Source organism: Arthrobacter sp. V1I7, assembly GCF_030817015.1.
Lineage (GTDB): Bacteria > Actinomycetota > Actinomycetes > Actinomycetales > Micrococcaceae > Arthrobacter.
In genome coordinates this window covers 4,394,878-4,418,722 of sequence record NZ_JAUSYS010000001.1, presented here as the reverse complement: position 1 = coordinate 4,418,722, position 23,845 = coordinate 4,394,878, and the positions used below count along the sequence as shown (strand labels likewise).

Below are 23,845 nucleotides of genomic sequence, written 5' to 3'. Positions count from 1 at the left end.
CCGCGTTCTCTGGCAGAGTATGACCATGCTCACAGTAATTGGCGAGGGCCTTGTCGACGTGGTCCAGCGCTCCTCCGGTATTCAGGCCCACGTGGGCGGTAGCCCCCTCAATGTTGCGGTCGGTTTGGCCAGGCTCGACCACCCGGTGCAGTTCATCGGCCGCTATGGAAAGGACGCCTACGGCGACGCGGTGGCAGCGCATCTACGGTCCAGTTCCGTGCTGCTCCCGGTGGGACCGGACGAGGTCCCTACCAGCGTGGCCACTGCTCTGATCGACGACGACGGCGCCGCCAGCTACACCTTCGACCTCGCCTGGGAGCTGCCCGGCCTCGCCGACCGGCTGCCGTTCATGCTGCAGGGCACCACCCTGCTGCACACCGGCTCGATCGCCACCATGCTCGCCCCCGGCGCCGCGGAAGTGCTGGCCGCCGTGGAGCATGCCCATCCCTCCGTGACCATCAGCTTCGATCCGAACTGCCGCCCCAGCATCATCACCGACGTGGACTACGCCCGCCGGCAAACCGAAAAGTTCGTCTCGCTCGCGGACGTCGTCAAGGCCTCGGACGAGGACCTGGAATGGCTCTATCCCGGGGAGGACCCGCTGGATTCGGCCCGCCGCTGGCTGTCTCTGGGCGGTTCGGAAGGCCCCGCCCTGGTGGTGGTGACGCGCGGAGCTGAAGGACCTTGGGGTGTCAACGCGTCCGGGGAAGCCCAGTTCCCGGCCCCCTCGGTCAATGTGGCGGACACCGTGGGCGCCGGAGATTCCTTCATGGCCGCGCTGCTGTCCGGGATCGTGGATCTCGGCCTCGACGGGGCGCAGAACCGCAAGGACCTCCGGGAACTGTCCGCCGACAGCCTCCGGGACCTCCTGGCCCGCGCGGCGTGGGCAGCCGCCGTGACGGTCTCGCGCGCGGGCGCCAACCCGCCGACCCGCGCGGAACTGAACCGGATGGAGCTCGAAGCGCAGGCGTTCCTGCCTGCGGATTCGGGCACCACCGGCGCTGAAAGTGCCAATCTCCCCATCATTTGAAAGGCAGCCATGACAAGCCACGACGCCCCGGCATTCCACGTCAGCAGCGAATCGTTCCAGGACGGCCAGACCCTTCCGCCGGCGCAGCGCAGCGGCAAGATGCGCGCCGGCGGGCAGGATGAGTCCCCACAGCTGAGCTGGAGCGGCGCACCGGCCGGAACCCGAAGCTATGCCGTGACCGTGTTCGACCCGGATGCCCCCGGCCGTGGCGGGTTCTGGCACTGGGCCGTCCTGGACCTCCCGGCCGACGTTACGTCCCTGCCGGCCGGGGCGGGCGCAGAGGGCGGCCGGGAGCTCCCGCCGGGCGCCCAGCAGCTGAAGAACGACGCCGGCTTCCACGGCTACGTGGGAGCTGCGCCGCCGCCTGGCCACGGTCCGCACCGTTACGTCGTCACGGTCCATGCCCTTGACGTGGAGCAGTCCGGACTGGACAACCACACCTCCCCGGCAAGTCTCGAAAGCAAGCTCTCCCGCCACACCCTGGCCCGGGCCACCCTTACCGGAATCTACGAACGGCATTAGGCAGGCCGCCGCGCCGGCCGTGCTCCCGTAGCCGCCGCGCGCGCCGTAGCGCTTCCACGCCCGTGGATTCGCCGGAAACTCGCGCGGTCGCCGTTGCCTTCCGGCGACTTCGCGCGGTTCCGGCGAGTCCGACGGCGGCCCGCCCCACCCGCCCCGCGCCCTGGTGGCCCCGCGCCCGCCTTGCACCCCCGCGCCCGCCTCCACGCCCCGCCCCGCAACCCCCCGCCCCGCCACCTGCGCCGCCACGCCCACGTAGACTGGCAGTATGCGGCTGGTAGCAAGTGACATTGACGGAACGATCCTCGGCCACGACGGCAAAATCAGCGAACGCACAGTCCGTGCCTTCTACGCGTGCCGCAAAGCCGGGGTCGAACTTGTCTTCGTCACGGGACGCCCGCCGCGCTGGCTGCACCCGCTGCAGGACCAACTGGGCCACACCGGGACCGTCATCTGCTCCAACGGCGCCGTGGTCTGGGACCTGGAAGCTGACCGGCTGGTCTCGGCCCGCGGTCTGGACCTCAACGCCGTCTTCGAGACACGCCGCATCATCCAGCGAATCCGGCCCTCGGCACTGTTCGCCGCCGAAACCCTGACGGGGTTCCACCTGGAGCCGGGCTTCATCGAGAACGGCTCCAGCGAGCTGCTCGCCGAGTTCACCCCGGCGCCGCTGCAAAGCACGCTCACCGCGGACGATTCCGTGGTGAAGTTTCTCGCCGTCGTGAAGGAGGGCACCGCGGACGAGTTCCTCGCTGAAGTGACGCCCGCCGTCGCGCATTTGGCCGCGGCCACCCATTCCGCGCCGAACATCGCCCTCCTGGAATTGTCCCTTCCAGGCGTCAACAAGGCCGTCACGCTCGCCGAGTACGCTGCCTCCCTGGGCATCGAGGCCGGAGACGTGGTGGCATTCGGGGACATGCCCAACGACATCGAAATGCTCCGCTGGGCCGGGGACGGGTACGCCATGGCCAGCGGCCACCCGGAGGCTATCCGCGCGGCCGGCCAGCAGGCGCCCCACTTCGACGACGACGGCGTCGCGCAGATCCTCGAGGCCAAGCTCGCAGCCCTGGGCGTCAGCCTTCCCTGACCCGGGCCGCCCTCGACCTGCCTCTGCGTGATCACCGGATTCCCAGCTTCCGGTCAACTCACGTTCATTTTGGGCTCATAGGCTGAAATCTCACGACGGATCGTTCAACCGATAGTGGGGAAATCATGGCCAGGCACCGCATTCAACGCACCGACGAACAACCTCTGCGACGGGTCGAACCGGACCCCCGCTGGAAGAACCTGCGTCGCGGAGACAGGGTTTCCGTCCGGACGCGCCCCGGCTATGAAACCGGGGGCCTCATCGACGCCGTCACGGAAGACCACACGGTGGTCTGGATCGACCTCGACGGCGGCCGGGGGCGCACCCTGCTGCACTGCAGCGACGGCGTCGAAATCCTTCTGCCCGTCTCCTGATCCTCGCGCTGCCGGGGCCGCCGCGCTCCGGTACGCTTCAGGCATGATCGCGTCGCACCCGTACTTTTCCGTTGACGGGGCCGCCGACGGACCCCTCGCCCTGGCCCACCGCGGCTTCTCCCGGGAGGGCCTGGAAAACTCGATGGCCGCGTTCGGTGCCGCCGTCGACCTCGGCTTCCGGCACCTTGAGACCGACGTGCACACCACGGCCGACGGCGTGCTGCTGCTGTTCCACGATGAGGCCCTGGACCGGATCACGGATGGCCGGGGACGGATCTCGGAGCTGTCTGCGGCGACGGTCGCGCGCGCCCGGATTGGAGGCACGGAACCGATCCCGCTCTTCGAGGAGCTCATCACCGCGTTTCCGGACGTCCGGTTGAACCTCGATGTCAAGGACTGGAACTCGGTGGCCACCCTGGCTGCGGCGATCGAGCGGTACGGGCTGCATGACCGCGTGCTGGTTGCCAGTTTTTCGGACCGCCGGCGCCGGGCCGTGCTGAAGCAGCTCAGCCGTCCGGCGGCGGGCTCCGCCGGAATCGTCTCCACCGGCCTATTCGTCCTGCTGGGCCCGGTACTGCCCGCCCCGCTGCTGCGGCTCGTAGCGCGCAGGGCGTTCCGCGGCGTCCAAGCCCTGCAGGTGCCCGTCCGCTTCGGTGCCGTGACCGTGGTGACGCCGGGCTTTGTGAGGCGCGCCCACCGGCACGGCCTGCAGGTGCACGTCTGGACCATCAATGAGCCGGCCGAGATGCACCGGCTGCTGGACCTGGGTGTCGACGGGCTCGTCACGGACCGCGCCGACCTGCTCAAACACGTGCTCCAGGAGCGCGGCACATGGCGGAACTGAACCGCGTGCCGCCGCCGTGAACCGCGTGCCGCCGCCGGAGGCCGCTCCTCCGGCGGGAACCTAGCCGCGGCCCATGCTGCCGGCGCCCGGGTCCTCGGCGCCCTCGGAGGGATCCGCCCGCAGGTCCTCCGGGTCGGGACCCGGCAAGCCGCCCGGGCCCGGGATGTCGTGCGGATCATTCAGCGGGGGAGTTCCTCCCGGTTCCTCGGTCGGGGCAGGCGGCGGGGAGTCCAGCGGCGAACCGCCGGGGTCGCCGGGGGTGAGGCGCGACGGGTCCGTGCCCGGCTCGCTGTCGGAACCGGAACCGGAATCGGAACCGGCAGCGGCACCTGCACCGGCACCGGAACTGCTGCTCTCGCCGTCGAGGGCGTTGGAGCCCTCGCTGATCGAGGAATGCACCTGGACGTCGTCCCGCGGATTACCGGGATCAGGGGCATGAGCGTCGTCGGACTTCTCCGCGGTGCCGCCAAGATCCTCCATGGCGTTCTCCGCCGCCTTGCTGATGCTGTCTCCGATACCCATCGCCGTCTCCTTAGTCGACACCGTGCGGCCGGGGCTGCCGGCCCTGCTCCTCCAGCCTAATCAGCATGCTTACGGGTCGTCCAGAGCCCGCGTCCGGGTGGAGCCCGGCGGTCAGCTGGAGAGCTCCATCATCAGCGGCGGGAGCTCTTCGGTGAGTTCGCGGGCGAGATAGCCCAGCCCACCCAACCGGCTGGCAAGCCGATCGCCGGCGGCGGCATGCAGATGCGTGCCCCAGCAGGCGGCCTGGGCGTCGGTGGTTCCACGGGCCCGGAGACCGGCAATGATCCCGGAGAGCACGTCCCCGCTACCCGAAGTGCCCAGCCCGCTGTGCCCGGTGGTGATTTCCCAGTGGCCGCCGCGCCCCGGCCCGTTCTGGTCACCGGTCCCGACACTGCCGGCTCCGTCAGCTTTCCCGGCCCGGCGCGGGGCCACGATGACCCCCTGGCAGCTCACCACGGCTTGGTATTTGTCGGCGAGTTCCGGCACGTCCCGGTGCAGGTCGTTCACGTCCCGGCCGAGCATGATGCCGGCCTCAGTTATATTCGGGGTCAGGATCAGCCGGTCCGCCCACGGTTCCAGCTCGCCCTCCAAGTCGGGCAGGGTGCCCAGGGCGTAGGCGTCGAGGATGATGGCCGGACGTGCCACGTCCGCCGCCATCGCGAGCATCCCGCGGACCAGGGCCACTGCCTCGTCCTTGTCGTCGAGGCCCGGCCCCACCAGGACGGCATCTGCGGAATCCAGCTCTCCGACGAGGGCGGAGGCCGCCGCCGAGCCGGCGACGGATCCCGACGGGGTTTCCGGCAGGCCCAGCACGCCGGCCTCGGGGAGCGCGACTGCAAGCTGCACCGCAACGGACTCGGCCACGGCCAGGGTGAGCCGGCCGGCACCGGAACGGAGCGCCGCGACCCCGGAAAGCAGCGCCGCCCCGGGCGTCATCCTGGCCCCGCCGATCACCAGGACGGAGCCGCGGTCATCTTTGCCCGACCCGCCGCCGGGCAGCGGCCAGCCCCTCAGCAGGGTCGGAGTGACCGGTTCAGCGGGGGTGGACATTGGCATCTCCTGAGTGTTGGGTCACCGGAACCCCTTCGCTCATCAGGTGGTCGGCCATGTTGAAACTCTCCAGCTGCCAGGGGCCGGTGCCATCCGGTCGGACAAAACGGCTGACCGAGGCATTGAGGATGGTGGAGGTGGCGGCGATGTCCAGGAGTTCGCGCTCCGTCAGGCCTTCCAGGACGTACCGGATCAGCAGGATCACGGCGTCGTGGCAGACCAGCATCACGCTCTGCCCGGGGTGCCGGCGGTCCAGGTCCCGGAGCAGGGAGCGCAGGCGCAGGGCGACGTCGGCCCAGGACTCACCCCCGGGCGGGCGGTAGTAGAACTTGCCCAGCCACCGCCGGCGTTCTGCTTCCTCGGGAAGCCGCGCTTCCACTCCGAGCGAGGTGAGCATATCGAGGATGCCGAGTTCGCGGTCGCGGAGCCGTTCATCAATCAGGACCGGCGTCTGCCAGCCGCCGGTGGTGACGGCGAGTTCCGCCGTCTGCCGCGCCCGGACATAAGGCGAGGACCAGACGACGGCGCGGCTTTCAGCCGGGAAGCCAGCCAGCAGCCGGCCCAGGGCCAGCGCCTGCTCGCGTCCGGTGTCGGACAGCTCGACGTCGGCGTCGCGGGCAGGCACTTGGATGACGTGCGCACCGGCCTGATGCGCCAGCGCCGCGGCGACGTTCCCTTGGCTTTCGCCGTGGCGGACCAGCAGCAGTTGCGTCACGCCGGGTAAGTCACGGCCCCGGCCAGTGGTCTCGTTCACTTCGCCCCCCTGGGTCCGGTCCGATTCTGCCTCGCTGTCACGTTACTACCGCCGCTCCGAGTTGTCGCCGCCTCCGCCCACCGTCCCGGAACCCGCCGTCCCGGGACCCGCCACTCGAACCCGGGCCGGAAGCGGCCATTCGAACCCGAACCCGGAACCCGCCGTCCCGGGACCGGGCCGTATCCCGGAGACCGCGCCCGGCCATCAAGGGAACTGGCAGGATAGAACCATGCGCATCCTCATCGCCCCGGACAAATTCAAAGGTTCGCTCACGGCCGTCGAAGCCGCCGCCGCCATGGCCGAAGGCGCCTTGCGGGTCTACCCCGACGCCGAGACCGTCCAGTTTCCGATCGCCGACGGCGGCGAAGGAACCCTCGAGGCAGCCGTCGCGGCCGGGTACGAGGAGCGGCTCAACGCCGTCGTCGGGCCCATCCTGGCCCCGGTCGGTGCCGCCTGGGCGATCCGCAACGATGCCTTCGGCGGCGCGACCGCCATCATCGAAACGGCACAGGCGTCCGGCTTGGCGGACATGGAGCCGACCCCGGCCAACGCCCTGCGCGCCCACAGCTACGGCTGCGGACAGCTGATTGCCGCCGCCCTGGACGCCGGCGCCACCGAGATCGTGCTCGGCCTGGGCGGCTCGGCGATGAGCGACGCCGGCAGCGGAGCGCTCCGGGCCCTGGGCCTGAAGCCGCTGGATGCCGCCGGCAACGTTGTGCCGCTGGGCGGCGGATCGCTGGCGGACGTGGCATCTGTGGATGTCAGCGGACTCGATCCCCGGCTGACTGCGGTGACCTTCCGGATCGCCGTCGACGTGCAGAATCCACTGTTCGGGGAAGACGGGGCGGCGCACGTCTTCGGTCCGCAGAAGGGCGCTGACGAGGACGCCGTGGCGCTGCTCGACGCAGGCCTCCGCAACTGGGCCTCGGTGTTGCGCCAGTGCACCGGCCGGGACGTCAACGTCCCCGGGGCCGGAGCTGCGGGCGGATTCCCGGCGTCGTTCCTGGCCTTCGGCAAGGCACGGCTGGAAGGCGGCTTCGAGCTGGTGGCGGGCCTCACCGGCCTCGCCGGAAAACTCGCCGAGGCCGACCTGGTGATCACGGGGGAGGGATCGCTGGATTCGCAGTCGCTCACCGGGAAGGCACCGATTGCGCTAGCCGATGCCGCCCGCGAGCTCGGCATTCCGGTGATCGTGGTGGCAGGACGCATCCTGGTCACGCCGGAGGACCTCGCCGGGCATGGGGTGGTGGCCGCCGCCCAGCTGCTGGACCTCGCGGGAAGCCCGGCCGACGCCGTCGCGAACGCCGCGAAGTACCTCGTCTGGGCCACCAGCCGGGTCCTGGAAGGGGCCTGAGGCTTCAGGCGCCGGTGTCCCTCAGGCGCCGGTGTCATAGTGCGGTTCGGCCACCGGCTTGGATTCCGGGGAGCCTTTCTCGCGGAGGTAGACCGAGGCGCCTACCAGCACGGCGACGGCCAGGAATTCGCTCTGCCAGTTCTGGAAGGATTCGAACCAGAACCTGCTCGTCGCGAGGTACTCGAGCACGGTCACCGGCGGTTGGCCGTGGCTTTGCTGCTCCTCGCTGTACCCCTCGGTTCCGCCGATCGCATGGAGGGAAATGGACATGAGGAACAGCAGCAGGAACATGACCGACAAGGAGTGCTCATAGAGCTTGAGGACCCAGCCGCCGCGCCGCACCGGCCACGGTGTGCTGGCCTTGACGGGTGCGTCCCGCGGATCCTGGTCCTGCGGGGCCTCTTTCCCCATCGGCTTCGATTCCGAGGAGCCCTTCTGGAAGAGGAAGACCGTCAGGATGACGTACATGCCCATCTGCAGGAACTCTGACTCCCAGTTCTCAAAGGTCGCCTCCAGGAATGCCCCGGTCCCGAGGTATTCAAGCACCGAAACGGCTGATTCCCCGTGGACCACCTGGTCCTCGCTGTAGTCGGCGGCGCCGCTGATGATCATCCCGCCGAAGAAGACGACGAAGAGCCCGATGTTGGCCAACAGAAGACCGTGTTCCTTCACCCACTTGCCCCCGGTTCCTCCTGAGGATGCGCTGCGCGGATGGTTTGCGGTGCTTGTCATCTCATTTTCCTTCGCCTGCCCGCTGGCGGAGCCTGTTGGGCACGTAGACCAGGAGGACCAGCAGCGCCGCCAGCAGCACCGCCCCGGCGGTGAGCCCGGCCGTCCGTCCAGCCGCGACGTCGAAGACCATCGCGGAGGTACCGACGCTGAGGAGCCCGATGCCGGCCAGGGCCACCTTCGCGATCCGGTCGGCGCTGGAGACGAGCGTGGCCTTGAGGCGCAAGCGGAACAGGCGTCGGTGCACGCTCACGGGCAGCAGGATCACCGCCGTGGTGAGTGCGGCCAGCGCCACGTTGGCCAGGTAGAGGTTGACCTGGAAATCGTCCAACGTGCTGAACCTTGACTGGAACGGCAGGGTCAGCAGGAAGCCCGCGAGGATCTGCACCCCGGTCTGCAACACCCGGAGTTCCTGCAGGAGTTCCATCCAGTTGCGGTCCATTTTTTCGTCGACGGACTCGTTTCTGCCGTCCCTCGGCAACTCTTCTTGATCAGGCACTGGACGAACCTCCGGTAGGTGCGGATCGGACTGCGGGTGGCAGCTAACAGTCAACCTAGGCTTGGGACTTACTAAATTCAAGTTGGTACTAAGTCTGCTGACTATTTTGCGGGTAGGGTGGAACTGTTTACTTCGCTGGGATAGCTTCGAGGAGCCGGTTCGTGCCGGCGGAAAGGGCCTCTCGGGCAGCCGCCGCCCGCCCTTCACCGAGGGATTAAGTCAGGATTCACCACGATTCCAACAGCAGGAGGAATGACATGACTCAGGACAACCAGCACGACCCGATCGAAGAAGCCGGTGGCTACGGCACCCCCACGGCGGAGCAGGAGATGCCCGCCGGGGACGCGAAAAAGTTCGCCCAGCCCCGGGAGGAAGAGGCGTTCGACGCTGCGGGCCTCAGCCAGGACACTCCGGACGGCGAGACCTTCCCGGCCGGAGCGCCGGACCTCAGCCAGTTCGGCGCAGAAGACCAGGACAGCGCAGGAGAACCCGGAGCCGGACGCTTCGGGGGAACGGAGGAACAATTGAGTTCCGAAAACGCCACTTCAGGACCGGGATACGACGCGAACGGACCCGATGATTCGGAGGCAGCAGTGCCTTCCTCAGAGGCGGAGATGGATGATTCCAACACCGACCAACCCGACGCCGGGCGGCCGTTCTCCTCGGAGCCGGGCCAGGATGCCGCAGGGCTGCCTGACGGTTCCGGCACGGACCTGCCGGAGAGCAGGTCGCCGAAGGACAGCGGCGACGACGCGGAACCGTTCGACGCCGGCTAACCCGCCGTCGAACCCGCTGTAATTGGCGAAAGGCCGGCGTCCTGCCACCCCATGGTGGCCGGACGCCGGCCCTTCGTTTGAAGGTTGCGGGCAGTTAGCGCCGTTTCTTTGGTGCGCGTTTGGCGGCGGCGTTGGCCGCGGCCTTCATGGCCGCGAGAGCCGCAGGCTCTTCGGTTTCCGGCTCTGACACCGTGCCGCGGGCCTTCGCGATGGCCTTCATGCCGTGGTAGATCACCAGTGCCGCCGCGGAACCCAGGGCAATGCCCGTGAACGTCAGGTCGCCGATGGTCCACCTGTAGTCCGCAATGCCGACAATGAGCGCGACGGCGGCGGTCGTCAGGTTCACGGGGTTGGAGAAGTTCACCTTGTTCTGGACCCAGATCTTCACGCCGAGGACGCCGATCATGCCGTAGAGCATGGTGGCCGCCCCGCCCAGCACGCCCGCCGGGACGGTCGCGATCAGCTCGCCGAACTTCGGTGAGAAGCTCAGCAGCACGGCAAAGAGGCCAGCCACCCAGTAGGCCGCGGTCGAGTAGACCTTCGTCGCCGCCATGACGCCGATGTTCTCCGCGTACGTGGTCGTCCCCGAACCGCCGCCCACGCCGGCGAGAACTGTCGCCGCGCCGTCGGCCATCAGCGCCCGTCCGGAGACGCCGTCGAGGTTCTGGCCGGTCATGGCCGAAACGGACTTCACATGGCCGATGTTCTCGGCGACCAGCACCAGCACCACCGGCACGAACAGGCCGACGACGCCGAGGTGGAATTCGGGGGTCTGGAAATGCGGCAGCCCGATCCAGGCGGCGCCGTCCATCTTGGTGTAGTCGACCTCGCCACGGAACATTGCCACAAGGTAGCCCACCACCACGCCGGCAAGGATGCTCAGCCGGCCGAGGATCCCGCGGAACATGACACTGACCAGAATGATGGTTGCCAGCGTGATGAGAGCGGTGATCGGGGCGGCATCGAAGTTGTTCTTCGCCGCGGGTGCAAGGTTGAGGCCGATCAGTGCGACGATGGCACCGGTGACGATCGGCGGCATCAGGCGGTTGATCCAGCCCGCCCCGAACTTCTGCACGACGGCGCCGATGATGGCCAGCCCGACGCCGGCCAGGACCACCCCGCCGAGTGCTCCAGCAACGCCGTACTGCTGCTGAGAGGCCATGATCGGGGCGATGAACGCGAAGCTTGAGCCGAGGTAGCTGGGCACCTGCCCCTTCGTGATCACGAGGAACAGCAGCGTGCCGATGCCGGAGAAGAAAAGCGTGGTGGCGGGCGGCATGCCCGTGAGGATCGGAACCAGGAACGTGGCGCCAAACATGGCAACGACGTGCTGCATGCCGACGCCGATGGTCAGGGGCCAGGCGAGCCGCTCATCGGGCTTGACGACCTCGCCCGGGCGGATGGACCTGCCGTTGCCGTGGAGCTTCCATTTGGTACCGAGCATGCTCATTGCCTGAGCCTTTCAGAGGATGTGTGGCGGGGCGGGAAGGAATCTTCCGGAGCAACTTTACCGCGCCGCTGTTACCGGCAGGCTGCGGCGGCGGCGCCGCTGTGCGGGACGTCACGGGGCGCGACGGGAAGCAGACCATGCCAGTGGAGGTTGCAACTATGGACAGCACAGACGTCCGGCTCTCCCGGGCATCAAGCGAAGGGATGCGAATGACGATCGCCCATGAAGAAGCCATAATCGACGCCGCCGCGGTGGACGCCATCTTTGCCGAGGCCCGCACGGCCAACGCCTTTACCGGCGAAGTCAGCGAGGAACAGGCCCGCGCCATCTACGAGCTCACCAAGTTCGGGCCGACCGCCTTCAATTCGCAGCCGCTGCGCGTGACCTATGTCCGCTCCGCCGCGGCCCGTGCCACGCTCGTGGGCGCCCTGTCCAACGGCAACCGCGCAAAGACCGCGTCGGCGCCGCTCGTCGCAATCCTCAGCTACGACACGTCGTGGCAGGAGCGGTGGGACACCTTCCTTCCCGGTTACAACGCCCCCAAAGCCATGTACGATGCGGCCCCGGAGCTGGCCGCGGCCACCGGCAACAACAACGCACACCTGCAGGCCGGTTACTTTATCCTCGCCGTGCGCTCTCTTGGGTTCTCCGCCGGGCCCATGACCGGCGCGGACTTCGCCGCGATTGACGGTGCGTTCTTCCCCGACGGCGGCCAGGCGAGCTTCCTGCTGGTAAACATCGGCCAGCCCGCTGCTGACGCGTGGGGTGCGGCGAAGCCGAAATTCGCCTACGAAGAGGTCGTCCGCACGGTCTGACGCCTCAGCCGCCTCCGGCATCCGAGCCGCGGAGGTGCCTCCGGCACCATGGGGGACAGGCCGGAGGCACTCGGGACGCAATTCTGCGCGTGAGCGCAAGGCCGCATCCGGGGCCACTTCCAGTCTAATCCGCAAACGCGTCCACGGCACAGGGCCTGCCGGTCGTGCCCCCGGGGCAGCGATGCCGTGGGTGCCGGAGGCGCGTCATTTCGTGAACACCCGCCCGGGATTCCTTCCGGGGTGCGATACTAAGGTCACGCGAGGCTGCGTCCACAAATTTCGGGCTATTAGGTGCGGACTGGGGGCCGGAACATGATGCTTGACACCGCGACGTTGCGGGTTGCCTTGGCGGTGGTCGACTTGACCCTGCTCCTGCTTTTTTACTTCATCACGTTCCGCCGGACCCGTTCCGCCTACAGCGGCTGGTGGTGCATGGCCCTGCTCCTGTTCCTGTCCGGCAATGCAGCGTACCTCTTCGACGGCTCCGTCCATCAGGTGTGGGCCAACCCCTCCGGAAACGTCCTTCTGGTGGCAGGCGCGGCCAGTATTTGGGCCGGGGCCCGTTCACTGCGGACCACGGTGCCCAAGGCATGGCTGCTCGCGGTCGCCCCTGCCATCACCGCCGTGGCCTCGGTACTGGACCAGCCGGCCACCAACATCTGGGCAGGCGGACCGTCCTATCTGGCGTCGATGGGCGTCTTGATCGGCCTGGCGTGCCGGGAGCTCTTCCTGCTTGACCGCAATTTCTCCCGCGTGCACCGGACGCTCGCCGTCGGAGCCGGCATCCTTTCGGTGTTCTACCTGGGGCGGCTGGTCGCCTTCCTGGCGGACGGGCCCGAGGGGCCGGTGTTCCACTCGGTGTTCGGATCGGTCACGACGACCCTGTTTTCGGCCGTGATTCTGGTCGTCGCGTCCTTCACCATGGCCGAGCTCAGCAACGAGCAGCTGAACCAGGATTTGCGGGCACGGGCTACGTTCGATGGCCTGACCGGTCTGCTGAACCGGGCCGCGTTCCTGGAGCTCGCCGAGCACGAGCTCCGCCGCCTCAACCGGGTCCGGACCACCGGCTCCCTGGTCCTCGCCGACCTGGACCACTTCAAGGCCATCAACGACGAGTTCGGCCATTCGGCCGGTGACACGGCACTCCAGGCTTTCGCGGATGCCTGCAAGGCGACGGTCCGTGCCACCGACCTCGTGGGCCGCTACGGCGGCGAGGAATTCATCCTGCTGCTCCCCGGAGTCACCCCGGAGGTGGCCAGCGACATCGCCGCGGAGATCAGTCGCCGCCTGGAGACGTGGCAGTCCAGCACGATCCCGCGCCTCCCCACGGTGAGTTACGGCATCGCGGCCACCAGCCACGGGCGGGCGGAACTCCCGAAGATGGTTGCCGCGGCCGACGCGGCCCTCTACCAGGCGAAATCGCTCGGCAGGGACCGCTCCGTGCTGGCCAGCCACCTTGAGGAAAAGTCCGCCTGACGGCTAGCTAGGAAATGACGCCGTCGACAAGAGCCTTGGCCTCGGCCTGGACCTGCTTGAGGTGCTCGGCGCCTTTGAAGGACTCGGCGTAGATCTTGTAGACGTCCTCGGTGCCGGACGGCCGGGCCGCGAACCACGCATTGTCGGTGACCACCTTGAGGCCGCCGATCGCCGCGCCGTTGCCGGGCGCCGTGGTCAGCTTGGCGGTGATGGTCTCCCCGGCCAGTTCCGAAGCCGTGACATCCGAGGGGGACAATTTGCCAAGCGCCGCCTTCTGCTCGCGGCTGGCCGCCGCGTCGATCCGTGCGTAGACAGGGTCGCCGAACTGGTCGGTGAGGCCCTTGTAGAGCTGCGACGGCGACTTGCCGGTCACGGCGGTAATCTCCGAGGCCAGCAGCGCCAGCAGAATGCCGTCCTTGTCCGTGGTCCACACGCTGCCATCCAACTTGTTAAAGGACGCGCCCGCCGATTCTTCGCCGCCGAAGGCTCCCTCGCCCGACAGCAGGCCCGGGACGAACCACTTGAAGCCCACCGGGACCTCAACGAGCTTGCGCCCGAGGCTGTCGGCCACCCGATCGATGATGGAGGAGGAGACGAGCGTCTTGCCGATCACGGACTGCGGATTCCAGCCGGTGCGGTGGCGATAGAGGTAGTCAATGGCAACGGCCAGGTAGTGGTTGGGGTTCATCAGGCCGCCGTCCGGGGTCACGATGCCGTGCCGGTCGGCGTCGGCATCGTTGCCGGTGGCGACGTCGAACGCTGCGGACCCGTCCGCACCAATAGCCATCCGGTTGATCAGCGACGCCATCGCCCACGGCGACGAGCAGTCCATCCGGATCTTCTCGTCCCAGTCCAGCGTCATGAAGGCCCACCGCGGGTCGACAGTCGGGTTGACCACGGTGAGGTCCAGGTGGTGGCGCTCGCCGATCTCGCCCCAATAATCCACCGACGCCCCGCCCATCGCGTCGGCGCCGATTCGGACGCCGGCCTCGCGGATCGCGTTGAGGTCCAGCACCGATGGAAGGTCATCCACATAGCTGCTGAGGAAGTCGAACTTGCCCGTGGTGCCGGCGCTGAGGGCGTCGTCGACGGGGATCCGTTTGACGCCGCGCAACCCGTTTTCCAGCAGTTCGTTGGCGCGGTTGGCGATCCAGCCGGTGGCATCGGAGTCCGCGGGCCCGCCGTGCGGGGGGTTGTATTTGAAGCCGCCGTCGCCGGGCGGGTTGTGGCTGGGCGTGACGACAATGCCGTCGGCCTGCGGTGCCCCGGCAGGGGAGTTGTTGTTGTGGCTGAGGATGGCGTGGCTCAGCGCCGGAGTGGGGGTGTAACCGTGGCGGGCGTCGATCAGCACATTGACGCCGTTCGCCGCGAGCACTTCCAGGGCGGAGTTCTGCGCGGGCTCACTCAGCGCGTGGGTGTCCTTGGCCAGATACAGGGGGCCGGTGATGCCCTGGCCGGCCCGATACTCCACGATGGCCTGGGTGATGGCCAGGATGTGCGGCTCGTTAAAAGAGGCCTTCAAACTGGACCCGCGGTGCCCGGAGGTGCCGAACACTACACGTTGCCCGGGGTCACCTAAATCCGGCGAAACGTCGTAGTACGCATCCAGAAGCGCAGTGAGGTCAACAAGGTCTTGGGGTTGGGCAACAGTGCCCGCGCGGCTAGCCATGGCATTAGCATGCCAGACGAGACGGGAGCACTACGTGATTTTGGGCGGAATCGGGCCCCTGTGACGCAGAATTTCGTGATCATCGCAACGGCGCGGCGGTAGGCTGGATCCAGGGACTAAAAAGGGGACTTCCATGACTGACCAGCCGACTTCGGGCAAGGACGACACGCCGCACGGGGAGCAGCCGCCGTCGTACACTCCACCGCGGGGGACCGAGAGCACGGCCCGGGCCGCAAGTCAGGGCTCGGAGCCGGGTTACGGCCAGCCGGCGTTCGATGCGAAGGGTCAGGCAGACGAGCAGAACGGCCAGCCGGCCCCCGACTACGGTCAGCCCAGGGATGCCTACGGCACACCGTACGGCGCGGCACCGCAGCAGCCCTTCGGCCAGCAGTCTTATGGCCAGCAGCCTTTCGACCCGCCGACGTACGGCCAACAGTACGCGGCGCCCGGCCAGCCCGGCGCCAGCTACAACGCCTACGGCCAGCCGGGCTATTACGGGGTGCCGGCCGAGCCCAAGACCCTGAGCATCGCCAGCCTTTGCTGCGGAATTGCCGCGCTCGTGGGCTTCGGGTTCTTCCTGCTGCCGCAGATCGCCGCCGTCATATTGGGGCACATGGCCCTCACGAGGGAGCCGGCCGGCCGGGGCATGGCAATAGCGGGCCTGGTGCTCGGCTATGTGGGGATTGCGATCACGATCCTGGTCATCGTGATCTTCGGGATAGTGATCAGCAGCGCACGCTACAGCGGTTACGGGGTCTAGTTTTCCGGCATTCGCCCTATCTCGGCAGTGCCTACGTGACGTCTGACAATAGGCGCCTGACCCTCGCTGCCAACGCTCCGCGGAATTCGGCATTGGCGGACACCTTTTCGGGAAAGATGGCTTTGAGTCCCAGGAGCCTGTCGGCGAGACCGGCCTCGGAGCCCGCGGCGGTCTCCCGCAGGATGTCCGCCATCGGGTCATCGAGGGCCAGGGGCTTGCCGTTGACATCGCGTCCCCGGTAGATGAAGACCATCCACCCGGCGAGCATCATGGCGGCGGAGTAGGGCACCTCGCCGGCCGCGAGACGGTCCGCCACCGTGCCAAGGATGCGGACGGGCAGCTTCTGAGAGCCGTCCATGGCGACCTGGATGGTGGTGTGGCCAAGGTTTGGATTGGCGAACCGGGCGAGGATCGACTCGCCGTATTCGTGGAGGTCCAGCCCCGGCGGCGCATTAAGTGTCGGGATGACGTCGTTGCGCTGGAGGTTGCGGGCCTCGTTCAGGAGGGCGTCGTCGGCGACGGCGCCGGCAATCGTCTGATGTCCGTGCAGGGCCCCGAGATACGCCAGCAGGGAATGGGTGGCATTCAGCATCCGCAGCTTGGCGACTTCGAAGGGGCCGACGTCGTCCGTCAGTATCGCTCCGGCGCGTTCCCAAGCGGGGCGTGGACCGAGAAAGTTGTCCTCGATGACCCACTGGCCGAAGGGTTCGGCGACCACCAGACCGTCGTCGCGGACGCCGAGGATCCGTTCCGCCGCCCGCCGGTTCGCTTCCGTCGTGGCAGGAACAATCCGGTCCACCATGCTGGAGGGGAACGTGACAGATTTCCGCAGCCATTCCAGCATGTCTTCCGCCCGGGCCGCGCCGGCCACGGCATGCACGAGGTCCCGGGTGACCTTGCCGTTGGACATCAGGTTGTCACAGCACAACACGGCGAACGGCGAGCCGGAACCGGCATAGCGCCGCGCGAGGCCCCGGGCCAGCAGCCCCAGCGGCGTGCGGGCGGGTCCGGCGAAGGACCGCCCCGCGAGCTCCGCCTTGAGGGCTTCGATGTCCGCGGCAACACCGGGATTGGAAGTATCCAGTTCACCGCTAAGGGTGCGCGGATAGCCTTTTTCCGTGATGGTCAGGGACGCGACATGAACGTCCTCCGAAGCCAAGGCGCGCAGCACTTCTGCCGAGTCCACAGCGGGGAAGGCCACTTTGCGCAGCGAACCGATCAGTCGGAGTGACTCTGAATCCCGGGCCTTGGTCAGAACCGAATACAGTCCATCCTGCGGCCCCAACTGCTCAGCCACCCGCGCCGAGCGGCCGGTCACGCCAAGGATGCCCCAGCGGGGATCTCCGGTGGCCGCCGCGGCGTCCTCCGTGTAGACGGCCTGGTGCGCCCGGTGGAACGCGCCGACACCGAAATGGACGATTCCGGTACTGAGCGCGCGGGGATCCATGGCCGGACCAGAGACCCCCTCCCGGCCGGAAGCCGAACCCAGGGAAGCCAGCGAGAGCCGCTGCGTTGCGGTGTGGACGTGCTCGTGTTCATGGAGGGCCTTTCAGCCGGAGGCGGTGGGCAGGAGTGCGACGGCGGTCGGGTCAGTCCGTGTCTTCGCGGATCTGCGAGACCAGCTGGGTCGGATTGACGAACCGCAAGGCCACGATGAGCATGACCATCATCATGAGCATGTAGACCACGGCCATGGCGTCCACGGACTGCTGGGCCCGGATTCCGGCGCCGGTCATGGCCGTGAACAGCGCCACGACGAGGGTGTCGGAGGTGGAGTCCGAGGTCAGGAACGTCAGTTCGAACATGCCCACCGTGCGGACCAGGACGAGGACAGCCGCAGCGAGGATTCCCGGGATCAGCAGCGGCGCGAGGATTTTCGTGAACAGCCGCAGCATGTTGGCGCCGCACATCCGGGCCGCGGATTCGATGGACGGGTTGATCTGTTCAATGAAGGGCGTCATGGTCAGGATGACGAACGGGATGGACGGAACCAGGTTGGCGAGGATGACGCCGGTCAGGCCCGGGGCGAGGTGGTAGTACGTCAACAGGGTGGCCAGCGGGATGCCGTAGGTGATGGGCGGCATCATGATCGGGAGCAGGAAGACGAGCATCAGGATGCTCTTGCCGGGAAAGTTGCGGCGGGCCAGTACGTAGGAGGCGGGCGCGCCGACCAGCACGGAGATGCCGACGACGGCGACGGAGACGGTCACGGTGGTCCCGATGACCTGGCCGAGGTCGTATTCCTTCCAGGCCTCGGCGTACCACGAAGCCGTATAGCCCGAGGGCAGCCAGGTATCAAACCATTCCCTGGCGAAGGAGTTCACGACCACGGACGAGACGACGCCAAGGAGCAGGATGAGGAAGATCGCCATGCCGCCCCAGATGAGGAATGTTCCGGGCGAGGCGGCCAAAGGGCGCTTGGCCGGTGCCGGCGCAGCTTTGGGATTTCGTTTCAGCGTGAGACTCATCAGCCTTTACCTCCGGTGGATCCTTTGTACATGCGTGAACGCCAGATCAGCACCAGGATGATGACGATCAGTTCCACGGCGCCCATGACGATTGCCGCCGCGGATGCGAGTGGGTAGTCGAACTGTTGGCCCCAGGCGTTGTACGCCACATAGGCGATAACGCGCGTGGATCCGGATGGATCACCCACCAGGATGGCCGATGGGAAGACGCTGAAGGCCAGGACGAAGGTCAGGCAGAACGTGATCGCCAAGCCCGGGGCGAGGAGGGGCAGGGTGATGCGGCGGAACCGCTGTTTCCAGTCGGCGCCGAGTGTGCGTGCGGCCGCTTCGAGCGACGGATCAATGCCGGACAGGTAGGAGAGGATCAACAGGAAGGCGAACGGGAAGCCGGAGATGATCAGCGACCACAGCACGCCCCAGTAGTTCTGCACGAGCTGGAGCGGTTCGAACCCGAGGACCCCGAGGAACCGGTTGAGCCAGCCGCGCTGGCCGAAGAAGTTCAGCAGGCCTTCGGCCGTGAGGACAGTGCCCAGCGTGATCGGGATGACCAGGACGGTGGTCAGGGCGCGCTTGCCGCGGAACTTGCCCCGCATCTTGTAGGCGATCGGAACTGAGGCCAGGACGTTGATCAGCGCGGCGGGAACGGCCAGCTGCAGTGTCACCCAGATGGATTCGAGGCCCCGCACGGACGGATCGGTGAAGAACTTGATGTACGCCCCGAACAGCCCGCCGGTCTTCGGCTGGAACGACAGCCCCAAACCGTAGATGAAAGGGTAGACGAAGAGCACGAGCGCGAACAGCAGGGCCGGCAGCAGCAGGAGCAGCAGTTTGTCGATTCCGCGCTCCGCCAGCCGGTGGGACAGCGCGGGCTGGGTGCCCGGTCCGCTGTCCGCCCGGCCGGATTTCTGCCCGGTCATGGTCACAGTACAGCTCCCTCAAGCTCCGGGGCGGGGCTGGCGATCCCCGCCAGCGCTGCCGGGAAGACGAGCACCCGGTCACGGGACGCCGTCAAGGTGACCCGCTGTCCGGGCGCGACATGCCGCGGTGTGCGCACGTGGAGCGCTTGGCCGTCGTCGGCGCGGGCCTCGACGGCGAACTCCCGGCCCTGGTATTCGACAACCTCAACCGTGGCGTTGATGCTTGCCAGGCCATCCGGCACCGTTCCTGCAGGGGCGATGTCGAAGTCCTCGGGGCGCAGGCCCACCTTGACGGCGTCGCCGGCCCGGAGGAAATCCTTCGTCGATCCGGTGACTGTCGTGTCGAGCACCGAGACGGTCACGGCACCGTCGTGCACGCGCTCGACGACGCCCTCGAGCAGGTTGCGGTATCCCATGAAGTCTGCGACGTGCCAGTTGACCGGATGCTCGTGGAGTTCCTGCGGCGTGCCTACCTGCTGCACCTCGCCGAGACGCAGTACCACCAGGCGGTCCGCAAGGGACAATGCCTCTTCCTGGTCGTGTGTGACGTACAGCGTGGTGAGCCCGAGCGACTGGTGCAGGCGGCGGATCTCGGTGCGCATCTCCAGCCTCAGCTTCGCGTCCAGGTTGGAGAGCGGCTCATCCATCAGCACCAGCGGCGGACGCAGCACCACTGCCCGGGCAATGGCGACGCGCTGCTGCTGGCCGCCGGACATCTGGCCGGGCAGTTTCGAGGCATGCGGGCCGAGCTGGACCAGATCGATCGCTTCCGCCACGCGTTTCTTGATCTCGGCCTTCGGCACATTGCGCATTTCCAGGCCGAAGGCAATGTTCCTTTCAACGCTGAGGTGTGGGAAGAGGGCGTAATTCTGGAACACCATGCCGAATCCACGCTTTTCCGGCGGCAATTGGTCGATCTGCTTGCCATCCATCAGGATGCGTCCGCCGGTGAGCGGCAGCAGTCCGGCGAGACAATTCAGCGCGGTCGACTTGCCGCAGCCCGAAGGTCCGAGCAGGGCAATGAACTCACCGCTCCGGATGGAGAGGTTGAGGTTTTTCAGGGCGTTCTGCCCGCCAAAGGACCGGGCGACATTTTCAAGTTCGAGAGTCTCGAAACTCGTGGCGTGGATGCTCATTTCTTCGCTTCGACCTTTCCGGTCGCCACCTGGGTGTCCCAGGTGTCAAAGGCCTTCACCAGGGCGGCGGCGTCGATCGGCGTTGCCTTCGGATTGTCCTCGATGAGCGCGTCGTATTCGCTCCGGCCGAACTTCTTGATGACGTCCTGGCTGGCCTGTGGGGCGAGGTCGATGCTGACGTCCTTGATGGCGGGGCCGGGGTAGAAGTAACCGGTGTCATATGTCTTGGCCTGCTGTTCCGGCGTCAGGGCGTACTGCAGGACCTGCAGGATGGCGGACATTTTGTCCGCTGAGACGCCCTTGGGGACGGCAGCGTACTGCGCATCAGTGACCCACGTGAAACCTTTGAGGGCCTGGGTTTTGAAGTTCTCCGGCACCTGGCCGAGGGCGCGGGGGTTGATGTCCCAGCCCGTGGTGGTGATGGCCATGTCCCAGGTTCCGTTTTTAAGGTTGTTCATGGTCACCCCTGTTCCGGTCGGGTAGGACGAGACGGACTGGTTCAGCTGCTTGAGGTAGTCCCACGTCTTGGTCCAGCCGTTCACCGGATCCTTGGGGTCCGAGTCCCCCAGGATGTACGGCAGGCCCATCAGGAACGTACGTCCCGGGCCGGAGTTCGCCGGACGCGCGTAGCCGAAGCGTCCCGGATTTTCTTTGGCCCAGGTCAGGAGTTCCTCGGCGGTAGTGGGCGGGTTGGGAACCTTGTCCGGGTTGTATTCAAGTAGTGGTCCGGAGGGGTAATAGGTCAGCGCAATGCCTTGGTCCTGGGCGAGCTTCTGCATTTCCGCGGCCGGCTCCTGGTAGTTGGCCATGTTGCCGAGGCGGTCCTTGTAATCCTTGGCGATCGGCGCGAACAGTCCTTCGCTGATACCGGCGGAGAGACCATCTGTGCCCGTCAGGACGAGATCGATCTTCAGGTTCCCGGCCTGCTGCTGAGCTTTGACCTTGCCAGCCATGTCAGGGGCGCCGGCAGTTTCCCATGTGACGGAGGAAATGACGTCCGGGTTGTCCTTGGCGAACTGGTCGAAGATCTCGCCCGTCAGCTGCTTGTTTCCGGCGACGTCGAGGATGTTCAGGGTGACTGCCTTGGACGGCTTCTCGGGAACGCTGCCCGCCGATAGCGTCGGAGCGGATCCGCCGTCGCTTCCCGGGGCACCGCAGCCGGTGGCAAGCAGGCCGGCTACACCGAGGGTGGCGGCCCACTGGATTCTTCTAGATGCTCGCATGGGATTTCCTTTCATTGCGTCCGGCAACATTGCCGGACGGACGCTCTGGTGCGGGGGACCGGGGTACGGACGTGGACTGCCGGACCACAAGCTCGATCGGCAGGTATTCGGCGGGACGGGAATCAGACGTGGGATCGAGGCTGTCGATGAGACGGTCGACGGCGGCGCTGCCCACCTTGCGCAGGGGCGCCCGCACCGTAGTGAGGGCCGGCGAGACAAGGGTGGCGGCGTTGATGTCGTCGATGCCGACCACGCTCAACTCGTCGGGAACACTGATGCGGCGGGCACTGAGCCGGGCGATGATGCCCAGCGCCACGAGGTCGTTGTATGCGAGGACGGCTGTCACTCCGGCCGCCACGGCGAGATCAGCTGCGGACTGCCCGCCGCCGAAGACCGGGGCGAAGGACCCCAGCGACCGGACCTCCAGCCCTGCGAGTTCGGGGGCGGCCTGCTGGATGCCGAGACGGCGCTGCCGGTCCGACCACGAGCCGGTGGGGCCGCCGGCGTAGCCCACGAACCGGTGCCCCAGGGCGTGCAGGTGCTCGAGCGCCTGGTGGAGGAGGCGCAGGCCTTCTCCGGGAGCATGCTCTACGAGATGGCACGCATGTCCGTTGAGGACGGCCTCGTGATGCAGCTCCACCCGGGGGTGCTCCGCAACCACTGCCGCGAGGTACATGACTCCTACGGACCGGACAAAGGGTTCGACATCCCCGTCAAGGTTGAGTTCACGCGGTCCCTGCGGCCGCTGCTGGATAGCTTCGGTATGGACAAGACCTTCCGTTTCATAGCGTTTACCACCGACGAAACGGTGTACTCGCGTGAACTGGCGCCCCTCGCCGGCTGCTATCCCGCGATGAAGCTCGGCGCGCCCTGGTGGTTCCTGGACAGTCCTGAACAGATGCGGCGTTTCCGGGAATCCGCGGTAGAGACCGCCGGGTTCTACAACACCAGCGGTTTCGTCGACGACACCCGGGCCCTGGCCTCCATTCCGGCACGCCATGATCTGTCACGCCGCATCGATTCCGGCTACCTCGCCCGGCTGGTGACCGAAGGGCGGCTGGGCCTTGCGGAAGCCGTGGAGACCGCCGTCGACCTCACCTACAACCTGCCGTTGCAGTCCTATGCGGCCCGCAACTGATCCCGAAGGAACACCATGACGATACGTTCGGTCGAAGTCCTGATCAGCAGCCCGGGACGGAATTTTGTGACGCTGCGCATCACCACGGAGGACGGCGTGGTGGGGCTAGGCGACGCCACCGTCAACGGCCGCGAACTGGCCGTCAGCGCCTACCTCACGGAGCATGTGGTCCCGCTCCTGATCGGCCGGGACGAGGCGAAAATCGAGGACGCGTGGCAGTTCCTCTACCGGAGTGCCTACTGGCGCCGCGGGCCGATCACGATGGCGGCGATTGCCGCCGTCGACGTCGCCCTCTGGGACATCAAGGCCAAAGTGGCCGGCCTGCCGCTCTACCAGCTGCTCGGCGGCGCCTCCCGCATAGGATGCCTGGCCTACGGGCACGCGTCCGGATCCGACGTCGATTCCCTGTGCGTCTCGGTGCAGAACCACCTGGACCAGGGGTTCAAGGCGATCCGGATCCAGACCGGGGTGCCGGGGCTGGGCCAGATCTACGGCGTCGCCACCGACCAGCGGCCCGGGCAGCGGTACGACTACGAGCCCGCCAAACGGCTTCCGCTCCCGGCCGAGGAAATCTGGGACACGCGCGCCTACCTCCGCCACGTGCCTGAGGTGTTCAAGAGCGTCCGGGAGAAGTTCGGTCCGGAGCTCATCCTGCTGCACGACGGCCATCACCGGATGACGCCCAACCAGGCGGCGTCGCTGGGAAAGAGCCTTGAACCCTACGACCTTTTCTGGCTGGAGGACTGCACCCCGGGCGAGAACCAGGAGGGCATGCGGCGGGTGCGGTCCCAGACCACCACCCCCTTGGCGATCGGCGAAGTGTTCAACAGCGTCTTCGACTACCAGACGCTCATCACCGAACAACTTATCGACTACGTCCGCTCGGCGGTCACCCACACGGGCGGCATCACTGCACTGCGCAAGCTGATGGACTTCGCCGCGATCTACCAGATCAAGTCGGGCTTCCACGGGCCCACTGACATCTCGCCGGTGGGCCAGGCGGCCCAGCTTCACCTGGGCCTGGCCATCCACAACTTCGGCATTCAGGAATACATGAAGCACTCCGAGGAGACCCTGGAGCTGTTCCGGACCAGCTACACCTTTATCGACGGGCTGCTGCATCCCGGGGACAATCCCGGCCTCGGCGTCGACTACGACGACGAACTGGCTGCGGGCTTTGAGTACACGCCGGCCTATCTTCCGGCGGCCCGCCTGGTTGACGGGACGGTGCATGACTGGTGAAGGCAACCGCTCC

25 protein-coding genes are annotated in these 23,845 nt (G+C 67.2%); 12 read left to right on the top strand and 13 right to left on the bottom strand.

All coding sequences use genetic code 11. The annotated features are described in order from the left end of the window. Positions 1-25 precede the first annotated feature (25 nt). From QFZ69_RS20370 to QFZ69_RS20350, 5 genes are all read left to right on the top strand, one after another. Positions 26-1,030: a carbohydrate kinase gene (locus QFZ69_RS20370; protein ID WP_306914005.1), complete on the top strand. Its 1,005-nt coding sequence runs from the start codon at positions 26-28 to the stop codon at positions 1,028-1,030. 9 nt (positions 1,031-1,039) lie between these two features. After that, positions 1,040-1,552 (top strand): YbhB/YbcL family Raf kinase inhibitor-like protein, encoded by a 513-nt coding sequence (locus QFZ69_RS20365; RefSeq protein WP_306914002.1) that lies wholly within the window; start codon positions 1,040-1,042, stop codon positions 1,550-1,552. 265 nt (positions 1,553-1,817) lie between these two features. Then, positions 1,818-2,636, top strand: a complete 819-nt coding sequence (locus tag QFZ69_RS20360) for an HAD family hydrolase (RefSeq protein WP_306914000.1) — start codon at positions 1,818-1,820, stop codon at positions 2,634-2,636. Positions 2,637-2,761: 125 nt separating this feature from the next. Beyond that, the gene (locus tag QFZ69_RS20355) at positions 2,762-3,010 is read left to right on the top strand and encodes a hypothetical protein (RefSeq protein WP_306913998.1); all 249 of its coding nucleotides are present in this window, start codon (positions 2,762-2,764) and stop codon (positions 3,008-3,010) included. Between the two features lie 43 nt (positions 3,011-3,053). Continuing rightward, a complete protein-coding gene (locus tag QFZ69_RS20350; RefSeq protein ID WP_306913996.1) occupies positions 3,054-3,854 on the top strand; it encodes a glycerophosphodiester phosphodiesterase in 801 nt (266 codons plus the stop codon). 60 nt (positions 3,855-3,914) lie between these two features. Here the strand turns inward: QFZ69_RS20350 and QFZ69_RS20345 are convergent, their stop codons facing one another. The 3 genes from QFZ69_RS20345 to QFZ69_RS20335 form a co-directional block, all read right to left on the bottom strand. Then, on the bottom strand, positions 3,915-4,376 hold the full coding sequence (locus tag QFZ69_RS20345) for a hypothetical protein (RefSeq protein ID WP_306913994.1): 462 nt from the start codon (positions 4,374-4,376) through the stop codon (positions 3,915-3,917). Positions 4,377-4,487: 111 nt separating this feature from the next. After that, the gene (locus QFZ69_RS20340; protein ID WP_306913992.1) at positions 4,488-5,426 is read right to left on the bottom strand and encodes an ADP/ATP-dependent (S)-NAD(P)H-hydrate dehydratase; all 939 of its coding nucleotides are present in this window, start codon (positions 5,424-5,426) and stop codon (positions 4,488-4,490) included. After that, the gene (locus QFZ69_RS20335) at positions 5,410-6,180 is read right to left on the bottom strand and encodes a histidine phosphatase family protein (protein WP_306913990.1); all 771 of its coding nucleotides are present in this window, start codon (positions 6,178-6,180) and stop codon (positions 5,410-5,412) included. The genes QFZ69_RS20340 and QFZ69_RS20335 overlap by 17 nt, the downstream gene beginning before the upstream one ends. 229 nt (positions 6,181-6,409) lie before the next feature. Between QFZ69_RS20335 and QFZ69_RS20330 the strand changes: the two genes are divergently transcribed. Beyond that, positions 6,410-7,534, top strand: a complete 1,125-nt coding sequence (locus QFZ69_RS20330) for a glycerate kinase (RefSeq protein ID WP_306913989.1) — start codon at positions 6,410-6,412, stop codon at positions 7,532-7,534. A gap of 21 nt (positions 7,535-7,555) precedes the next feature. Here QFZ69_RS20330 and QFZ69_RS20325 read toward each other — a convergent pair whose 3' ends face one another. Together QFZ69_RS20325 and QFZ69_RS20320 are read right to left on the bottom strand one after the other, a co-directional pair. After that, positions 7,556-8,266 (bottom strand): DUF6766 family protein, encoded by a 711-nt coding sequence (locus tag QFZ69_RS20325; protein ID WP_306913987.1) that lies wholly within the window; start codon positions 8,264-8,266, stop codon positions 7,556-7,558. Between the two features lies 1 nt (position 8,267). Beyond that, the gene (locus QFZ69_RS20320) at positions 8,268-8,762 is read right to left on the bottom strand and encodes a DUF6328 family protein (protein WP_306913985.1); all 495 of its coding nucleotides are present in this window, start codon (positions 8,760-8,762) and stop codon (positions 8,268-8,270) included. A 257-nt stretch (positions 8,763-9,019) separates the two neighbouring features. On the opposite strand from QFZ69_RS20320, the gene QFZ69_RS20315 reads away from it, so the two are divergent. Next, positions 9,020-9,538 carry a hypothetical protein gene (locus tag QFZ69_RS20315; protein WP_306913983.1) on the top strand — a complete coding sequence of 173 codons (519 nt, stop codon included), beginning with the start codon at positions 9,020-9,022 and terminating at the stop codon, positions 9,536-9,538. A gap of 94 nt (positions 9,539-9,632) precedes the next feature. Here QFZ69_RS20315 and QFZ69_RS20310 read toward each other — a convergent pair whose 3' ends face one another. Continuing rightward, positions 9,633-10,988: a uracil-xanthine permease family protein gene (locus QFZ69_RS20310; protein ID WP_306913981.1), complete on the bottom strand. Its 1,356-nt coding sequence runs from the start codon at positions 10,986-10,988 to the stop codon at positions 9,633-9,635. A gap of 209 nt (positions 10,989-11,197) precedes the next feature. Here QFZ69_RS20310 and QFZ69_RS20305 point away from each other — a divergent pair, with 209 nt between their 5' ends. Continuing rightward, positions 11,198-11,803, top strand: coding sequence for a malonic semialdehyde reductase (locus tag QFZ69_RS20305; RefSeq protein WP_306919524.1), 606 nt, complete (start codon positions 11,198-11,200; stop codon positions 11,801-11,803). Between the two features lie 312 nt (positions 11,804-12,115). After that, on the top strand, positions 12,116-13,279 hold the full coding sequence (locus QFZ69_RS20300) for a GGDEF domain-containing protein (protein ID WP_306913979.1): 1,164 nt from the start codon (positions 12,116-12,118) through the stop codon (positions 13,277-13,279). Between the two features lie 7 nt (positions 13,280-13,286). Here QFZ69_RS20300 and pgm read toward each other — a convergent pair whose 3' ends face one another. Beyond that, positions 13,287-14,948, bottom strand: coding sequence for a phosphoglucomutase (alpha-D-glucose-1,6-bisphosphate-dependent) (gene pgm, locus QFZ69_RS20295; protein WP_307000394.1), 1,662 nt, complete (start codon positions 14,946-14,948; stop codon positions 13,287-13,289). A 133-nt stretch (positions 14,949-15,081) separates the two neighbouring features. Here pgm and QFZ69_RS20290 point away from each other — a divergent pair, with 133 nt between their 5' ends. Further along, on the top strand, positions 15,082-15,708 hold the full coding sequence (locus QFZ69_RS20290; protein WP_306913975.1) for a DUF4190 domain-containing protein: 627 nt from the start codon (positions 15,082-15,084) through the stop codon (positions 15,706-15,708). A gap of 31 nt (positions 15,709-15,739) precedes the next feature. Here the strand turns inward: QFZ69_RS20290 and QFZ69_RS20285 are convergent, their stop codons facing one another. From QFZ69_RS20285 to QFZ69_RS20260, 6 genes are all read right to left on the bottom strand, one after another. After that, positions 15,740-17,155, bottom strand: a complete 1,416-nt coding sequence (locus QFZ69_RS20285; RefSeq protein ID WP_307000391.1) for a mannitol dehydrogenase family protein — start codon at positions 17,153-17,155, stop codon at positions 15,740-15,742. A 142-nt stretch (positions 17,156-17,297) separates the two neighbouring features. Then, complete coding sequence (locus QFZ69_RS20280; RefSeq protein WP_306913971.1) at positions 17,298-18,176, bottom strand: ABC transporter permease; 879 nt, start codon at positions 18,174-18,176, stop codon at positions 17,298-17,300. Further along, positions 18,176-19,093 (bottom strand): ABC transporter permease, encoded by a 918-nt coding sequence (locus QFZ69_RS20275; protein WP_306913969.1) that lies wholly within the window; start codon positions 19,091-19,093, stop codon positions 18,176-18,178. The genes QFZ69_RS20280 and QFZ69_RS20275 overlap by 1 nt, the downstream gene beginning before the upstream one ends. 2 nt (positions 19,094-19,095) lie before the next feature. Continuing rightward, positions 19,096-20,229 carry an ABC transporter ATP-binding protein gene (locus QFZ69_RS20270; RefSeq protein ID WP_306913966.1) on the bottom strand — a complete coding sequence of 378 codons (1,134 nt, stop codon included), beginning with the start codon at positions 20,227-20,229 and terminating at the stop codon, positions 19,096-19,098. Further along, on the bottom strand, positions 20,226-21,452 hold the full coding sequence (locus tag QFZ69_RS20265) for an extracellular solute-binding protein (protein ID WP_306913964.1): 1,227 nt from the start codon (positions 21,450-21,452) through the stop codon (positions 20,226-20,228). The genes QFZ69_RS20270 and QFZ69_RS20265 overlap by 4 nt, the downstream gene beginning before the upstream one ends. Further along, entirely contained in the window at positions 21,439-22,092 is a 654-nt protein-coding gene (locus tag QFZ69_RS20260; RefSeq protein WP_306913963.1) for a LacI family DNA-binding transcriptional regulator, read from the bottom strand. Before QFZ69_RS20260 ends, QFZ69_RS20265 begins: the two co-directional genes overlap by 14 nt. Here QFZ69_RS20260 and QFZ69_RS20255 point away from each other — a divergent pair. Beyond that, positions 22,057-22,590: a glucuronate isomerase gene (locus QFZ69_RS20255; RefSeq protein WP_307000389.1), complete on the top strand. Its 534-nt coding sequence runs from the start codon at positions 22,057-22,059 to the stop codon at positions 22,588-22,590. The two genes, QFZ69_RS20260 and QFZ69_RS20255, sit on opposite strands and share 36 nt — an antisense overlap. A gap of 15 nt (positions 22,591-22,605) precedes the next feature. Continuing rightward, positions 22,606-23,832 carry a D-mannonate dehydratase ManD gene (gene manD, locus QFZ69_RS20250; protein WP_306913959.1) on the top strand — a complete coding sequence of 409 codons (1,227 nt, stop codon included), beginning with the start codon at positions 22,606-22,608 and terminating at the stop codon, positions 23,830-23,832. The last annotated feature ends 13 nt before the right edge of the window (positions 23,833-23,845 follow it).

Bases quoted from the DNA above. Each gene is read 5' to 3' on its own strand.
- QFZ69_RS20370 (WP_306914005.1), top strand. From the start codon at position 26: ATGCTCACAGTAATTGGCGAGGGCCTTGTCGACGTGGTCCAGCGCTCC.
- QFZ69_RS20365 (WP_306914002.1), top strand. From the start codon at position 1,040: ATGACAAGCCACGACGCCCCGGCATTCCACGTCAGCAGCGAATCGTTC.
- QFZ69_RS20360 (WP_306914000.1), top strand. From the start codon at position 1,818: ATGCGGCTGGTAGCAAGTGACATTGACGGAACGATCCTCGGCCACGAC.
- QFZ69_RS20355 (WP_306913998.1), top strand. From the start codon at position 2,762: ATGGCCAGGCACCGCATTCAACGCACCGACGAACAACCTCTGCGACGG.
- QFZ69_RS20350 (WP_306913996.1), top strand. From the start codon at position 3,054: ATGATCGCGTCGCACCCGTACTTTTCCGTTGACGGGGCCGCCGACGGA.
- QFZ69_RS20345 (WP_306913994.1), bottom strand. From the start codon at position 4,376: ATGGGTATCGGAGACAGCATCAGCAAGGCGGCGGAGAACGCCATGGAG.
- QFZ69_RS20340 (WP_306913992.1), bottom strand. From the start codon at position 5,426: ATGTCCACCCCCGCTGAACCGGTCACTCCGACCCTGCTGAGGGGCTGG.
- QFZ69_RS20330 (WP_306913989.1), top strand. From the start codon at position 6,410: ATGCGCATCCTCATCGCCCCGGACAAATTCAAAGGTTCGCTCACGGCC.
- QFZ69_RS20325 (WP_306913987.1), bottom strand. From the start codon at position 8,266: ATGACAAGCACCGCAAACCATCCGCGCAGCGCATCCTCAGGAGGAACC.
- QFZ69_RS20315 (WP_306913983.1), top strand. From the start codon at position 9,020: ATGACTCAGGACAACCAGCACGACCCGATCGAAGAAGCCGGTGGCTAC.
- QFZ69_RS20310 (WP_306913981.1), bottom strand. From the start codon at position 10,988: ATGAGCATGCTCGGTACCAAATGGAAGCTCCACGGCAACGGCAGGTCC.
- QFZ69_RS20305 (WP_306919524.1), top strand. From the start codon at position 11,198: ATGACGATCGCCCATGAAGAAGCCATAATCGACGCCGCCGCGGTGGAC.
- QFZ69_RS20300 (WP_306913979.1), top strand. From the start codon at position 12,116: ATGATGCTTGACACCGCGACGTTGCGGGTTGCCTTGGCGGTGGTCGAC.
- pgm (WP_307000394.1), bottom strand. From the start codon at position 14,948: ATGGCTAGCCGCGCGGGCACTGTTGCCCAACCCCAAGACCTTGTTGAC.
- QFZ69_RS20290 (WP_306913975.1), top strand. From the start codon at position 15,082: ATGACTGACCAGCCGACTTCGGGCAAGGACGACACGCCGCACGGGGAG.
- QFZ69_RS20285 (WP_307000391.1), bottom strand. From the start codon at position 17,155: ATGGATCCCCGCGCGCTCAGTACCGGAATCGTCCATTTCGGTGTCGGC.
- QFZ69_RS20280 (WP_306913971.1), bottom strand. From the start codon at position 18,176: ATGAGTCTCACGCTGAAACGAAATCCCAAAGCTGCGCCGGCACCGGCC.
- QFZ69_RS20275 (WP_306913969.1), bottom strand. From the start codon at position 19,093: ATGACCGGGCAGAAATCCGGCCGGGCGGACAGCGGACCGGGCACCCAG.
- QFZ69_RS20270 (WP_306913966.1), bottom strand. From the start codon at position 20,229: ATGAGCATCCACGCCACGAGTTTCGAGACTCTCGAACTTGAAAATGTC.
- QFZ69_RS20265 (WP_306913964.1), bottom strand. From the start codon at position 21,452: ATGCGAGCATCTAGAAGAATCCAGTGGGCCGCCACCCTCGGTGTAGCC.
- QFZ69_RS20255 (WP_307000389.1), top strand. From the start codon at position 22,057: ATGTCCGTTGAGGACGGCCTCGTGATGCAGCTCCACCCGGGGGTGCTC.
- manD (WP_306913959.1), top strand. From the start codon at position 22,606: ATGACGATACGTTCGGTCGAAGTCCTGATCAGCAGCCCGGGACGGAAT.